The organism is Aurantimonas sp. A2-1-M11 (genome assembly GCF_036549475.1).
Lineage (GTDB): Bacteria > Pseudomonadota > Alphaproteobacteria > Rhizobiales > Rhizobiaceae > Aurantimonas.
Map to the genome: position 1 here is coordinate 77,743 of NZ_JAZHLI010000008.1, position 13,059 is coordinate 90,801.

Annotated in this window: 16 protein-coding genes; all 16 read right to left on the reverse strand. The window is 64.2% G+C overall.

Going from position 1 to position 13,059, the window contains the following annotated elements; translation table 11 throughout:
- Positions 1–155 precede the first annotated feature (155 nt).
- The 16 genes from VQ042_RS05720 to VQ042_RS05795 all read right to left on the reverse strand — a co-directional run bounded on the left by VQ042_RS05720 (position 156) and on the right by VQ042_RS05795 (position 13,058).
- Positions 156–1,121, reverse strand: coding sequence for a flagellin N-terminal helical domain-containing protein (locus VQ042_RS05720; RefSeq protein WP_331816487.1), 966 nt, complete (start codon positions 1,119–1,121; stop codon positions 156–158).
- 266 nt (positions 1,122–1,387) lie between these two features.
- Positions 1,388–2,359 (reverse strand): flagellin N-terminal helical domain-containing protein, encoded by a 972-nt coding sequence (locus VQ042_RS05725; protein WP_331816489.1) that lies wholly within the window; start codon positions 2,357–2,359, stop codon positions 1,388–1,390.
- Positions 2,360–2,676: 317 nt separating this feature from the next.
- Positions 2,677–3,648, reverse strand: coding sequence for a flagellin N-terminal helical domain-containing protein (locus VQ042_RS05730; protein ID WP_331816491.1), 972 nt, complete (start codon positions 3,646–3,648; stop codon positions 2,677–2,679).
- A gap of 146 nt (positions 3,649–3,794) precedes the next feature.
- Entirely contained in the window at positions 3,795–4,568 is a 774-nt protein-coding gene (fliP, locus tag VQ042_RS05735) for a flagellar type III secretion system pore protein FliP (protein WP_331816493.1), read from the reverse strand.
- Positions 4,565–5,080, reverse strand: a complete 516-nt coding sequence (locus tag VQ042_RS05740) for a flagellar basal body-associated FliL family protein (protein WP_331816495.1) — start codon at positions 5,078–5,080, stop codon at positions 4,565–4,567. The genes fliP and VQ042_RS05740 overlap by 4 nt, the downstream gene beginning before the upstream one ends.
- Positions 5,081–5,192: 112 nt before the next feature.
- Positions 5,193–5,897 carry a flagellar basal body L-ring protein FlgH gene (flgH, locus tag VQ042_RS05745; RefSeq protein ID WP_331816497.1) on the reverse strand — a complete coding sequence of 235 codons (705 nt, stop codon included), beginning with the start codon at positions 5,895–5,897 and terminating at the stop codon, positions 5,193–5,195.
- The gene (locus tag VQ042_RS05750) at positions 5,894–6,493 is read right to left on the reverse strand and encodes a MotE family protein (RefSeq protein WP_331816499.1); all 600 of its coding nucleotides are present in this window, start codon (positions 6,491–6,493) and stop codon (positions 5,894–5,896) included. Before VQ042_RS05750 ends, flgH begins: the two co-directional genes overlap by 4 nt.
- Entirely contained in the window at positions 6,490–7,680 is a 1,191-nt protein-coding gene (gene flgI, locus VQ042_RS05755; protein ID WP_442880039.1) for a flagellar basal body P-ring protein FlgI, read from the reverse strand. The genes VQ042_RS05750 and flgI overlap by 4 nt, the downstream gene beginning before the upstream one ends.
- Positions 7,677–8,174 carry a flagellar basal body P-ring formation chaperone FlgA gene (flgA, locus tag VQ042_RS05760; protein ID WP_331816501.1) on the reverse strand — a complete coding sequence of 166 codons (498 nt, stop codon included), beginning with the start codon at positions 8,172–8,174 and terminating at the stop codon, positions 7,677–7,679. Before flgA ends, flgI begins: the two co-directional genes overlap by 4 nt.
- A 3-nt stretch (positions 8,175–8,177) precedes the next feature.
- Positions 8,178–8,966 (reverse strand): flagellar basal-body rod protein FlgG, encoded by a 789-nt coding sequence (flgG, locus tag VQ042_RS05765; RefSeq protein ID WP_331816503.1) that lies wholly within the window; start codon positions 8,964–8,966, stop codon positions 8,178–8,180.
- 85 nt (positions 8,967–9,051) lie between these two features.
- Positions 9,052–9,369: a flagellar hook-basal body complex protein FliE gene (locus tag VQ042_RS05770; RefSeq protein WP_331816505.1), complete on the reverse strand. Its 318-nt coding sequence runs from the start codon at positions 9,367–9,369 to the stop codon at positions 9,052–9,054.
- 2 nt (positions 9,370–9,371) lie between these two features.
- Positions 9,372–9,788 carry a flagellar basal body rod protein FlgC gene (gene flgC, locus VQ042_RS05775; protein ID WP_331816507.1) on the reverse strand — a complete coding sequence of 139 codons (417 nt, stop codon included), beginning with the start codon at positions 9,786–9,788 and terminating at the stop codon, positions 9,372–9,374.
- A gap of 4 nt (positions 9,789–9,792) precedes the next feature.
- Positions 9,793–10,173, reverse strand: coding sequence for a flagellar basal body rod protein FlgB (gene flgB, locus VQ042_RS05780; RefSeq protein WP_331816509.1), 381 nt, complete (start codon positions 10,171–10,173; stop codon positions 9,793–9,795).
- 216 nt (positions 10,174–10,389) lie between these two features.
- The gene (locus VQ042_RS05785) at positions 10,390–10,791 is read right to left on the reverse strand and encodes a hypothetical protein (RefSeq protein ID WP_331816511.1); all 402 of its coding nucleotides are present in this window, start codon (positions 10,789–10,791) and stop codon (positions 10,390–10,392) included.
- Positions 10,792–10,820: 29 nt separating this feature from the next.
- On the reverse strand, positions 10,821–11,909 hold the full coding sequence (gene flhB, locus VQ042_RS05790; protein ID WP_331816513.1) for a flagellar biosynthesis protein FlhB: 1,089 nt from the start codon (positions 11,907–11,909) through the stop codon (positions 10,821–10,823).
- 99 nt (positions 11,910–12,008) lie between these two features.
- Positions 12,009–13,058, reverse strand: a complete 1,050-nt coding sequence (locus VQ042_RS05795; RefSeq protein ID WP_331816515.1) for a FliG C-terminal domain-containing protein — start codon at positions 13,056–13,058, stop codon at positions 12,009–12,011.
- Between the last annotated feature and the right edge of the window lies 1 nt (position 13,059).

Below are 13,059 nucleotides of genomic sequence, written 5' to 3' on the forward strand. Positions count from 1 at the left end.
ATAATGGCATTCTGTAGTATTCTTCAAAATAAAAGATCTTGCCGCAGCCCGGGCGACGTCCCCTTCCCGGCTCATCAGGATAGGGCTTCGCTCGACGCAAAACGGGCCCGGCCTTGTAGCCGGACCCGTTCGCGTCAGGGTGATTCCGATGGGTTCTAGCGGAAGAGCGCGAGCAGCGATTCCGAGGAGGCATTGGCGATCGACAGCGCCTGGACGCCCAGCTGCTGCTGCGTCTGCAGTGCCTTCAGCCGGGTGGATTCCTCCGTCATGTCCGCGTCCACCAGCGTGCCGACGCCGGTCTCGATGGAGTCGCGCAGGTTGGAGACAAACTCCGACTGGATGTCCATGCGGCTTTTGGCGGCGCCGAGATTGGAAGCGGCTGTCGTCATCCGCTGCAGGGCGTCGTCAACGCCGCTGATGAAGCCGTTCAGTGTTAAGACATCGGCGGCCGAGTCGGTCAGCGCCGAGATGTTGAGGGTTGCGACAGTAAAACTACCAGCGAGCGCAGTCTGATCGACGGCGTTATACGCACCGGCGGCGGTGTATCTCCCGTCGAGGATCCCTGTACCGGCCGCTCCTGCCGGCGTCGCAGCGTCGAACAGCTTGGTCTTCGCGGTATCGATCTGGATCGTGCCGACCGAGACGGCGCCTGCGCTGTCGCGATTGAAGGACGCGACGACCGACTTGGTCGCATTGGCCGGCGCGGTGGAATTGACCGACAGCCAGTTCTCGCCCGAGAAGGACGCAGAGGTGGCGATCGACGTCAGCTGGCCCTGCAGCTCGGTGAGCTCCGCCTGGATCTTGGTCTTGTCGACGCCCGGTTCACGGGCTGCGACGAGCTTGGCCTTCATCTCGTCGACGACGTCGATGGCGGCCTTCATGCCCGTATAGGCCGTGTCGACCTTCGCCGAGCCGAGACCGAGGGCGTCCTCGACGGCGCCGAGGGCCTTGTTGTCCGAGCGCATCGTGGTGGCGATCGACCAATAGGCGGCATTGTCCGAAGCGGCACCGACGCGGTAGCCCGTCGAGATGCGGCTCTGCGTCTGGTCGAGGTTGCTATTGATCATCGACAGGCTCTGCAGAGCCGTCATCGCCGAAACGTTGGTATTGATGGAGGTCATGATGGTGTCCCGTGACGCAAAAAATGAACAGGGGGACAGTCCGGATTGGCCGGTCTAGCGGAACGGCGTCATGCCCGTGGCCCGTCAATCGCGGCCACCTCGCTATGGGTTCACCATGCCCGAGGATGGCTACCAAGCGCCTAAAAATGATGGTTAACACATTATTTTTGCTGATATATCTGGCGCCGCACGAGAACTGTGCGCAACGCAAAACGGGCCCGGCCTTGCGGCCGGACCCGTTCCCGTCAGGGTGATCCCGATGGGTTCTAGCGGAAGAGCGCGAGCAGCGATTCCGAGGAGGCATTGGCGATCGACAGCGCCTGGACGCCCAGCTGCTGCTGCGTCTGCAGCGCCTTCAGCCGGGTGGATTCCTCTGTCATGTCCGCATCCACCAGCGTGCCGACGCCCTTCTCGATGGAATCGCGCAGAGTCGAGACGAATTCCGACTGGATGTCCGTCCGGTTCTTGGCGGCGCCGAGATTCGATGCAGCGGTGGTCATCCGCTGCAATGCCGTGTCGACGGCCGAGATCATCGCATCGGCTACGTCGTCGAACGTATTGTCCCCCGGGGTCGCATGCGAGGCGGTGATGATCGCATCGGTCAGGACAGCGGTCGAGATATTCAGCGACGCCACCTCGATGTTGATCGCAGTCCCGGTACCGAAAGCAACGACCGTGTCGAGGATGCCGTCTTGTACAGGGGTGCCAGCACCATCATCGCCGTAGAGCTTGACGGCCGAAATGTCGATCTGGATCGTGCCGACGGAAACGGCACCGGCGCTGTCACGATTGAACGACGACACGATGTCCTTGTTGACGCCGGCGCCGTCGAACGCGAGCCAGTTCTCGCCCGAGAAGGAGGCCGAGGTCGCGATCGAGGACAACTGGCCCTGGAGCTCGGTGATTTCCGACTGGATCTTGTTGCGATCGACGCCGGGTTCGCGGGCGGCGACCAGCTTGGCCTTGATCTCGTCGACGACGTCGATGGCAGCCTTCATGCCGGTATAGGCGGTGTCCAGCTTGGCCTGGCCGAGACCGAGGGCGTCCTCGACGGCTCCGAGGGCCTTGTTGTCGGAGCGCATGGTGGTGGCGATCGACCAGTAGGCGGCGTTGTCGGACGCGTCGCCGACGCGGAAGCCGGTCGAGATGCGGCTCTGCGTCTGGTTCAGGTTGCTGTTGATCATCGACAGGCTCTGCAGAGCCGTCATCGCCGAAACGTTGGTATTGATGGAGGTCATAATGATGTCCCGTTACGCGGAAGACAGAATGGGGGGACAGTCCGGACTGGCCGGTATAGCGAGACGGCATCATGCCCTGCGTTCGCTTCCCGTGAGGTGGAGCGCATCGCTATGAGGACGACTATCGTGGCCGGCCCCTTCCGACTTGTTAATGGTAACGAGCCGTTCCGTTTCATGGTTAACAGTCACTTACCCGAGGCCCCCTCCCCAAGGCGCGGCCCCCACATCGCTCAAACGCGAAAAGCCGCCCGTATGGGGCGGCTTCTGGGTCGTCATGGAGGCGTCCCGTGAAGGACGCCTCGGGAGCGTGGTGTCGATCAGTTCTGGAAGAGCTGCAGGATCGCCTGGCTGGAGGAATTGGCGATCGACAGGGCCTGGACACCGAGCTGCTGCTGCGTCTGCAGCGCCTTCAGCCGGGTCGATTCCTCCGTCATGTCGGCATCCACCAGCGCGCCGATGCCCGACGAGATGGAGTCGGTCAGGTTGGACACGAAGTTCTGCTGCAGTTCGATACGTGACTTCGCGGCGCCGAGATTGGCCGCGACATTGGTCAAGTCGGTCAGGATCTTGTCGACGACGCGCACCATGGCGTTGACTTCCGCCGGGGTCGTGGCGCTGGTGAGGCCGATCACCGTGCCGGTGGCGGCGGTGGTCTCTCCCGGGACATCGATCAGCCGATAGAATACCGGTGTACCAGTAGGCGTCGCCAGCAGATCGTCGGAATCGTAGTCCGCGGTGAGGAGGCCAGTGGTTTCGTCATCCGTGCCGATCAGGGTCATGGCCGTGACATCGACCGTGATCGTGCCGATCGAGACGGCCCCCGTGGAATCCCGGTTGAAAGAGGCCACGATGTCCTTGGCGCCGGCCGGTCCCGCAGTATCGTTCTGCAGCCAGTTTTCGCCCGAGAACGAGGCGGACGACGCGATGCTCTGGAGCTGCTTCTTCAGTTCGCTGATTTCCGACTGGATCTTGGTCTTGTCAACGCCGGGCTCGCTTGCCGCGACGAGCTTGGCCTTGATCTCGTCGACGACATTGATGGCACTGTCGAGCGCCGTGTAGGCGATATCGACCTTGGCGGCGCCGAGGCCGAGCGAATCCTCGACGGCCGAGAGCGCCTTGTTGTCCGACCGCATCGTCGTGGCGATCGACCAGTAGGCGGCGTTGTCCTTGGCGTCGGCCACGCGGTAGCCGGTCGAGATGCGATTCTGCGTCGCGTCCATCGTCCGGTTCGTGGCCTGCAGGGTCTGCAGTGCCGCCATTGCCGCAATGTTGGTATTGATGCTGGTCATGACACGTTACCCTCGGTGGTCTTCGCCCGCAGCTTGCCTCGCGCCGCACGGAAGCGCGCCTCCACTGGTCATTAACCTAGTTTGTTAACCTTAATGACAGGTTAAACCCGACGCGACCTGACCGCTTTCGACTCCGCCCAGCCGCGTCAGAAAAACGATCGGACCAGCGAGCCGACCAGCATGTTCCAGCCGTCGATCAGGATGAAGAACAGGATCTTGAACGGCAGCGAGATGATGGTCGGCGGCAGCATCATCATGCCCATGGACATGGTCAGCGTCGCCACGATCATGTCGATCACCAGGAACGGCAGGACGATGAGGAAGCCGATCTCGAAGCCGCGGCGCAGCTCGGAAATCATGAAGGCCGGGATGAGTTCGCGCAGATCGACATCGCGTTCGTCGGCGGCGCCCTGCTCCTCCGGCTCGACCCGTTCGCGGCTGGTGGCCGCGGCGATATCGCCGAACAGCCGCAGGTCTTCCGGCCGCACCTGCGTCAGCATGAAATCCTTGAAGGGCTCGCTGATCCGATAGAAGGCTTCCTCCTCGGTAATCTCGTTGTTCAGCAACGGCTGCAAGCCGTCGTTCCAGGCACGATCGAAGGTCGGCGCCATGACGAAGAAGGTCATGAACAGCGACAGGGAGATGAGGATCAGATTGGCCGGCGTCGTCTGCAGGCCGAGACCGGTCCGCAGGATCGACAGGGCGATCACGATGCGGGTGAACGACGTCACCATGACCAGGAGGCCCGGCGCAATCGACAGGATGGTGACGATGCCGAAGAGCTGGACGATGCGGCCGGACGCCGTCGAATCGCCCGCCGGCAGCAGCGATGCGAGATCGGGCAGGCCGGAACTCTGGGCGGTCTGGGCCAGGGCCGGTTCGGCGAACAGCAGCGCCGCAAGGAGAAGCAGCGGTCTCATTCGGCGATCATCGTCTGGATGAGATAGTCGACCACGGCGGGCGAGCGCAGCTTGGCGCGCTGGCGCAGATCCTCGCGCAGATGCATCAGGCCGCGGGTGCCCTCGACCTGAGACAATTGCACCGAGCGCAGGAAGGCCAGCGTGTCGGCCTCGATCTGGGCGGCCAGCACCTCGGGGTCGGCGGTGCCGTCGTCGCGATAGACCAGGGCGGCCTCGACGCGCAGCCACGTCTCGGGCGGGGAATAGATATTGGTGAGCACCGGCTTGAGCGGCATCAGCTTGAGCGGCAGCTTGTCGCCGCTCTCCGCCAGATCGCCCGCTTCCACGTCGACGATCTCGGCTTCCGGGGCGTCCGTGGTCGTTGCAACAGCCGGTTCCGGCGATGCGAGCTTCATGCCCAGCACCGCGCCGCCGCCGCCGCCGACGAGCGTCAGTATCGCCACCGCGATGGCGGTGGGGACCATGCCCCCCGCCTTGCCGGTTTCTTCGTCCGATGCGCCAATGCTGGCCATGCGCCGAACCCTTCCGCTGTTTCGTCGGCGGACGGACCCTCTGGTCCACCATCATCCGACGATCGAGCGTTAACGGTTCAGCCTGACCCGAGACTTGCCGCAGGGTCCTGTCCTACTGGATGGCGACGGCGTCGTAGATCTGCTGGCCCCAGCCGGGCTGCTGGACATCGGTGATCCGACCGCGGCCGCCATAGGAAATCCGGGCCTCGGCGATCTTGTCGTAGTTGATCGTGTTGTCCGGCAGGATGTCCCGCGGGCGGATGATGCCGGCGATCGAGAGCACCCGCACCTCGAAGTTGACCCGCACTTCCTGCTGGCCGGAGATGAACAGATTGCCGTTGGGCAGCTTCTGGCCGACGACGGCGGCGACCGACAGGTCGATGTCCTCCGACCGCTTGATCTTGCCCTTGCCGCTCATGTCGGATTCGTTGTCGCTCCCGAGCTGGGCCCCGACCGTCGGCAAGGTGTACTGGCCGAGGCTTCCGGCCAGGTCGAGGCCGGCCGCGATCCCGGACTTGCGCGAGCGTTCGGAATTGTTGTCGATCGAGGCCTGGTCGCGGATGCGGATCTTGACGGTGACGATGTCGCCTTCGCTGAGCGCCCGCGGGTCCTGGTAGAAATCCGCTCGCGCATCCGACCACAGCGAATGGGCCGTGCGCGGCGAACGCGCCGGGAAGGCTCCGGGCTGGGCGACTATCGGCGGATATTCGTAGAGCCCCGCACCTACAGGCGACAGGGAAGGCTCGCGCATCGCGTCGTGACTGGCTGTGGAGCAGCCGGCAAGGGCAGCGACGGCCAGGAGGATCAGAGGCTTCACGAGCTCTTCTCCGCAAGCTGCTGGGGGTCCTGCGTGGTGCCGGCCGACGTCTTGGCAACGATGAGCGTGGCGATCTCGGCAGCGACACTCGGCTCCATCTCGCTGAGGATGTCGCTGGCCAGGCGCGATTTCAGCCGCACCAGCACCGAGGCGGCATCGCTGCGCGAGACGATGGCGAGCTGGGCGGCAGCGGCGACGGAATCCATGTTCGTATAGATGTCGACGACGATCTTGGAGGCATCGTCGAGGAAGCGCTGACGCTCGGCCAGCCAGGCGTTGTAGTCCTCGCGCTTGGCCTCCAGCTCGTCGATCTGCTTGGAGACCGCGGTCTCCAGTTCCGTCAGCTGCGCCTGTTCGAGCGCGTAGCGGGCGTCCTGGGCCTTGTCGGCGATGTTCAGGCAATAGGCCTCGACCTCGGTCGAGGGCTTGGGAGCGGTGATCACCTCTCCCTTGGGCCCGACCAGGCGCACTTCCTGCGGCGGCAGTTCAGACGGCCGGTCCTGGGACTTCGCCGGGTTGGTCACGGAGGCCGCGACGGTCACCGTGAGAAGCAGGGCGAGGCAACGCCGGCGGGATGGGAAATCCTTGATCATCATTGCACCACGAGTTCTGCCTGGAGGGCTCCGGCCGTCTTGATCGCCTGAAGGATCGCGATGATTCCGGTCGGCTTGAGTCCGATGCGGTTGAGGCCGCGGACGACTGTTTCCAGATCGGCGCCGCCGACATAGGCGAACGTGCCGCCCTCCTCGCGTGCATCGATAATGGTCTCGGAGGTGACGACCGTCTGACCGTCCGAGAGCGGCGCCGGCTGCGACACCGACGGCATCTCGCTGATGCGAACCGTCAGGTTGCCGTGGGTCACGGCGACCAGGGAGATCTGGACGTCCTTGCCGATGATGACTGTGCCGGTGCGCTCGTCGATGACCACCCGCGCCGGCTGGTCGGGCGCGATGCGCAGCTCGCCGATCTCGGCGATGAAGCGCGTGCTGGAGACGTCCGACGGGCGTTGGAGATGCACCGTACGGAAATCCTCCTCGCGCGCCACAGGCCGTCCCCAGCGGCTGCGGGCATATTCGTTGACGACGTCGACGACGCGGATCGAGGTGCGGAAATCGGGGTTGCGCAGCTCGATCGCCAGCTTGCCGTCGTCGCTGAAGCCGCCGGGCACCTCGCGCTCCACCAGCGCGCCGTTGGGTACGCGTCCAGTGGTTGGTACGCCCTGGGTCAGGCTTTCGCTGTCGCCCTCGGAGGTGAAGCCGCTCACGGCGAGCGACCCCTGCGCCACGGCATAGATCTCGCCATCGGCGCCATACAGCGGCGTCATGACCAGGGTGCCGCCCATCAGCGAGGTCGCGTCGCCCAGCGAGGAAACTGTGACGTCGATGCGCGAACCGGTCCCGATGAAAGCCGGCAGCTCGCTGGTCACGGTGACCGCGGCGACGTTCTTGCTCCGCGAGCTCTGGGCACGGATGTTGACGCCCATGCGCTCGAGCATCGACTGCATCGACTGCTCGGTGAAGGGAGAATTGCGCAGCGAGTCTCCGGTGCCCTGCAGGCCGATGACGAGACCGTAGCCGACGAGCTGGTTGGCGCGCACGCCGCGAATGTCGACGATGTCCTTGATGCGGACACTGCCGCGGGCGTCAGCCGGATCGCCGATGACCGGCGCCGGCAGCGATGGCACGCCACGCGCGCCGCCATTGTTCGGATAGTCGGCTGCCAGGGTGCCGTGCATCAGCGCGGCTACCATCCCGGTAACGAGGAGCAGTCGGTTGCGGATCATCCGGTTATCCTGATGCTTCCGTCCGGCGACACGACGCCGGAGACGATGGTGCCGCTGTCGACGTTGCGGACCCGGATGACCTCGCCCTCGCCTGCCGACCGCAGCGCGGTTCCCAGGCCGGTTATGACGAGGCCGGCGTCGCTGTAGACGAGCGTGACTGCCGTTCCGGCGCGAACCAGGTCCGGCTCCTTCAGGTCGGACAGGAGGATCGCCTTGCCCGGCAGCAGGGTGCGGCGGGCCACGCGGCCCTCCAGCACGCTGTCATCGACGGCGTAAAGGGAAATCTTGTCGTCCTTGACGAAGAAGGCCTTGTGGTTGAGCCCGCGCTCGGTGACGCTCTGGCCCGGATAGACGACGGTCGTGGGCACCGGCAGTTCGAGCTCCGCCGACAGTGCACGGACAGGAACCGACAGGATGAAGAGCGCCGCCAGGGCCAGTGCCGCGGCGTAGAGGATGGCCGTGAACCGGCCGGGATCGCGCGTACCGCCGCCCATGATTCAGCGAATCCCCTTGGAGACGACGCTCGCCATCTCGTCGGCGGCGGAGATCACCTTGGAGTTCATCTCGTAAGCCCGTTGGGCGGAGATCAGCTCGGAAATTTCCTTCACCGGATCGACGTTGGAATCCTCCAGATAACCCTGGTGGATGGTGCCGTAGCCTTCGTCGCCCGGCACACCGGCAGCGGGCGCACCTGACGCCACGGTCTCGCGGAAGAGATTGCCGCCCTGCGCGGCCAGACCGGCATTGTTGGCGAAGGTGGCGATCGTCAGCTGACCGAGATCCTCCAGGTCAGCCGCCCCGGCGACGCGGGCGAAGACCTGGCCGCTCTCGTTGACGACGATCTCGCTGGTATTGTCCGGTACGTTGATCGCCGGATCGACCAGCAGGCCATCGAGGGTCACGAGTTGCCCGTCGCCATTGGTGTTGAAGGCACCGTCGCGGGTGTAGAGGATCTCGCCGCCCGGCCCCTGCACCTGGAACCAGCCTTCGCCGTTCAGGGCGAGATCGAGCTTGTTGCCGGTCTGGTTCAGCGTGCCCTGCATGTGCATGTTGCGGATGGCGGCGAGCCGCGTGCCGAGGCCTAGCTGGGCGCCTTCTGGGACCACGCCCTGGCCGCCGCGGGCGGCGACACCCTGGGCGCGCTCGACCTGATAGAGCAGATCGGTGAACTCGGCACGTGCCCGCTTGAAACCGGTCGTGTTGATGTTCGCGATGTTGTTGGCAATGACCTCGACGTTGGTCTGCTGCGCATTCATGCCGGTCGCGGCGATCGCAAGGGCTCGCATCGGATGGTTCCTTCAGGACAGTGTGCCGGTGCCCGTTCAGTACGGGGCGCCTCCAGGGAGTTTCAGATGACGGGGAACCGCCGGATCAGATCGCCATCCGCGACAGTTCCATGTAGGCGCTGACCGCCTTGTCGCGGATCGAGACCGCGGTCTGGAGCGTGCGTTCGGCTTCCATGACCGCCTCGACCACGGCCTGGGTCGTCGCCTGGCCGTTGATCCCCCTGATCGAGGTGGCCTCGGCGGACTGCACGGTGGTGACGGCGTCCTTGGCGATCTGCGACAGGACGGCGCTGAAATCGGCGCGGCCGACCGGGCCGGCAGACGCCGCGCTCGTGGTTGCCAGGCCGGCATCCACGCTGCCGGTCTGGAGACGGGGCAGGCTCGCTCCGATAGCAGGAATCATGGTCAGCTCCTCAGGAGATCGATGGTCATGTTGATGATTTCCCGCGCCTGCTTTACCACTTGGATGTTGGCTTCGTAGGAGCGGTTGGCTTCGCGCATGTCGGCCATTTCGACCAGCATGCGCACGTTCGGCATCTTGACGTAGCCGTCGGCATTGGCCGCCGGATTGCCGGGATCGCTTTCGATGATGAACGGCGAGTCGTCACGGTCGACCCTTTCGACCGAGACCATCTGCGCGCCCGACAACCGGTCGAGTTCGCTCTGGAAGCTGACCATCTTGCGCTGATACGGGTCGCTGCCGGGCGTCGTGCCGGTGGTCTGCGCATTGGCGATGTTTTCCGAAACGATGCGCATGCGCGTCGACTGGGCCTCGAGGCCGCTGGCGGCGATCTTCAGCGAGGAGAGCAACGGATCGGACATGAGATTATCCCTTCGCGGACATGATGAGCATGCGGTGGAACGACTTCACCACCGACGTGCCGAGCGCATATTCGCGCGACACTTCGCCGGCCTTCAGCATTTCCTGCGGCAGGCTGACCGAATTGCCGGAGTGCTTGACGTTCCAGGGAGTCTCGTCGATGACCTCGGAATTTCCGGCTGCACTGTCCAGCGCGGCCAGATGCGTCGCCTGCGACCGCGCCATCCGAAGGGACGTTGCGTCGAGCGCCTCTGTGAAGGAGGAGAGATCCTTGGAGGTGTAGCCGGGCGTGTCGACATTGGCGACGTTCTCGGCCACCAGCGTCTGGCGCTGGGCCAAATAGGAGGTGCGCTGTGAGGCGAGCCCGAAGATGTAGAGACTATCCATGACGATCCGCGCTAGAAACTTGCGACGGGTCCAGCCTTAGGACCGAGCGCTTGTCCGAAGCTTGATGAATTCACCAAAAGGACTTGGATCTGAGCGAAACGGGAAAAGTAGTTCAGCCGCGACGACGCACGTCTCCAGCCGCAGCGTCGCCCGCGGGGAAGAGCTGGTGCGGATCATGGTCAAGGGGATCGGAGCGGCCCCACGGGACCGCCCGGATCAGGAAGCGCTCGGCTTCAGATGCGCATCCTGGATGGCATGTTCCAGACGCTCGACGCCCTCGTCGGGACAAGCCGGACTGTCGAAGGAAATATAGGTGATGTCGACGGCGGCCGTGGCTGCGCCCAGCTCGAGCTGGAAATGCGCCGTCACGCCGTCATAGACGAATTCCAGCGCCAGGCAGACGATGGGTACGGTGCCCCAGGACAGCCGCACATGGCCGGAATTGGCGAAGCGCAACACCCCGGGCTTGAGGAACAGCTCGGCCGACGACGTCACGATGTCGGACAGATTGCCGTACCGCTCCAGTCGGAGGAAGGCGACATAGTCGACCACCTCGACCAGACGGAGCTCGGCGGCGACTTCCTTGATGCCTTCGGCGAGCGCCCGCTCCCGCGACAAGGTCCTGTGTTTCCGGATATCCAACATGGCTACGCTGTAGCAACTCCTACCTTCGATCCCGTACGGGAGTGGAGGAAATAGATGATCTCAGCGATCGCCTTGAAGAACTGGGGCGGAATCATCTGATCGATCTCGACATGATCGTACATCGACCTTGCCAAGAGCTTGTCTTCGATCACCGGCACGTCATTCGCCTCGGCAATCTCGCGGATCTTGAGGGCGACTAGGTCTGCACCCTTGGCGACGACCACAGGGGCGCCGCCCTCCTCGCGAACATAGCGCAGCGCGATTGCGTAATGAGTCGGGTTGGCGATCACCAGGGTCGCCAACGGCACGTCGGCCATCATCCGGCGCCGCACCCTGTCGCGGCCGATCTGCCGCTGGCGCGCCTTGATCGCGGGATCGCCTTCAGCCTGCTTGTTCTCGTCCTTGATCTCCTGCTTCGACATCATCAGGTCGCGCCGCCAGTGGAACCGGGTCATGGCAAGGTCGGCGGCGACGAGGACGATGGTGGCGATCGAGATGCCCGAAAGGAGCTTCATCGCCATCTCCAGGATCAGCTCCGGAATCAGGACCGGATCTGCGAACATGGCCTTCATCATCGTCGGGAAACTCGAGACGAGCAGCATGCTGACGACGACGCCGATGGTGATGAATTTGAACACCGCCTTGCCGAACTCCGTCAGCCCGCGCAGGCCGAAAATGCGCGTGAAGCCGGACGCCGGCGACACGTTCGACCATTTCGGCCTGATGCGCTCGATATTGATCTGGGGCGGGTTCTGCAGGACGGAAGCGATGACGCCGCCGGCAATGAGCAATCCGGCCGCCGGCAGGATGAACCAGACGGCTTCGCGGGCCAGCATGTGGAGTACGTGGAGGGCATCGGCACTCGTATCCAAATCCCACTGAAGCGGATTCTCGAACGTGGTCTGCAGCGACAGGAGAAGGCGCTCGGCCCCGTCGCGGGCCTGCAGCGCGATGAACGCCATGATGGCCAGAAGCGAGGCCAGGATCGGCGCTTCCCGCGAGACCGGCAGATTGCCCTTCTCGACAGCGTCGCTGATCTTCTTCTCGGTCGGGAACTCCGTTTTTGAGGATTTGTCCTCGCTATCCGACACTGGCGATTAAGCTCCGCAGGTGTTGACGTTCGGTGAAGAGGACCGCTTCCCCGTCTTGCGACGGGAAAGCCGTGGAGGACAAGCGGCGCAAGGGTGCCGCTATCCTTCGGATTCGCCGTGCAGATCGAGCCGGCCCTGGCTCCACAGCTCGAGCGCCGTGCTGGCCACCTGGCGGCGGGCGCGATCGATGTCGGCAGCGGGCTTTTCGTCGCCGCGCTTGAACTCCGCCTCGACCATACGCCGCGAACGCGCACTGAGCGAAGACAACGCCGCTTCCTTGAGCTCGTCGCTCGCATTGCTGAAGGCCGCGATGATCACCTCCGTGTCGATCGCATCGAACAGCACCATGCGGGCACGCTTGGCCAGCGCCACGATGTCGTCGAAGGCGAACAGCAGGTTGCGCAGCTTCTCGGCATCCTTCGGCGATGTCTGGTCGAGCATCACGATCAGGTCGTCGGCATGGCTCTTCGACATGCGGTTGACGATGTCGGCGAGGACCGTGTGGCTGCTCTGCTGTTCGCCCCTCTCCGGCGAGGCAAGATACGCCTGACGCAGATGGATTTCGAGCAGACGCTGGACAGGTCGCGTCAGGGATTTCAACGTGAGCACCCGGCGCATGACGTCGTGGCGGAAGGCCGGCTCGAACTCTCGGGCGACCGTGGCCGCAGTATCGGGCCGGATCTTCGACAGAAGCACGGCCACCACATGGGGGTGCTCGCGCGACAGACGCGGCGCAAGGATCTCGCCCTGCAGTTCGGCAACCGAGTCCCAGACGTTGCGGGAATCGCGCTCGGCGGCCTTGGTCCCATCGTCGGTCTCACCCGGCGAGACCGAGAAGATCGTCTCGAATTCTTCTTCCGAGAGGGCGTCCTTCAACAGATTCGTCATCTGCTGCGAAGGTGCGTCCAGTCCCGGTGCCTTCTTGAAGGCTTCCTGGAACTCGTCGACCAGTTCGGCGATCTGCTCGGGCGTGACGGATTTCAGTCCCGCCGCGCTTTCCTTTAGAACCTTGATCTCGTTGGCCGAGAAATGCTTGAGGACCCGGGACGTGCCCGGCGTCCCCAGGGTGAGGAGGAGAACCGCCACGCGGGCCTTGCCGCTTGCCGGCAGTTCCGGAAGGTCATCCTGAAAAGCGGCGATCATCGACATG

Bases quoted from the DNA above. Each gene is read 5' to 3' on its own strand.
- VQ042_RS05720 (WP_331816487.1), bottom strand. From the start codon at position 1,121: ATGACCTCCATCAATACCAACGTTTCGGCGATGACGGCTCTGCAGAGC.
- VQ042_RS05725 (WP_331816489.1), bottom strand. From the start codon at position 2,359: ATGACCTCCATCAATACCAACGTTTCGGCGATGACGGCTCTGCAGAGC.
- VQ042_RS05730 (WP_331816491.1), bottom strand. From the start codon at position 3,648: ATGACCAGCATCAATACCAACATTGCGGCAATGGCGGCACTGCAGACC.
- fliP (WP_331816493.1), bottom strand. From the start codon at position 4,568: ATGAGACCGCTGCTTCTCCTTGCGGCGCTGCTGTTCGCCGAACCGGCC.
- VQ042_RS05740 (WP_331816495.1), bottom strand. From the start codon at position 5,080: ATGGCCAGCATTGGCGCATCGGACGAAGAAACCGGCAAGGCGGGGGGC.
- VQ042_RS05750 (WP_331816499.1), bottom strand. From the start codon at position 6,493: ATGATGATCAAGGATTTCCCATCCCGCCGGCGTTGCCTCGCCCTGCTT.
- flgI (WP_442880039.1), bottom strand. From the start codon at position 7,680: ATGATCCGCAACCGACTGCTCCTCGTTACCGGGATGGTAGCCGCGCTG.
- flgA (WP_331816501.1), bottom strand. From the start codon at position 8,174: ATGGGCGGCGGTACGCGCGATCCCGGCCGGTTCACGGCCATCCTCTAC.
- flgG (WP_331816503.1), bottom strand. From the start codon at position 8,966: ATGCGAGCCCTTGCGATCGCCGCGACCGGCATGAATGCGCAGCAGACC.
- VQ042_RS05770 (WP_331816505.1), bottom strand. From the start codon at position 9,369: ATGATTCCTGCTATCGGAGCGAGCCTGCCCCGTCTCCAGACCGGCAGC.
- flgC (WP_331816507.1), bottom strand. From the start codon at position 9,788: ATGTCCGATCCGTTGCTCTCCTCGCTGAAGATCGCCGCCAGCGGCCTC.
- flgB (WP_331816509.1), bottom strand. From the start codon at position 10,173: ATGGATAGTCTCTACATCTTCGGGCTCGCCTCACAGCGCACCTCCTAT.
- VQ042_RS05795 (WP_331816515.1), bottom strand. From the start codon at position 13,058: ATGTCGATGATCGCCGCTTTTCAGGATGACCTTCCGGAACTGCCGGCA.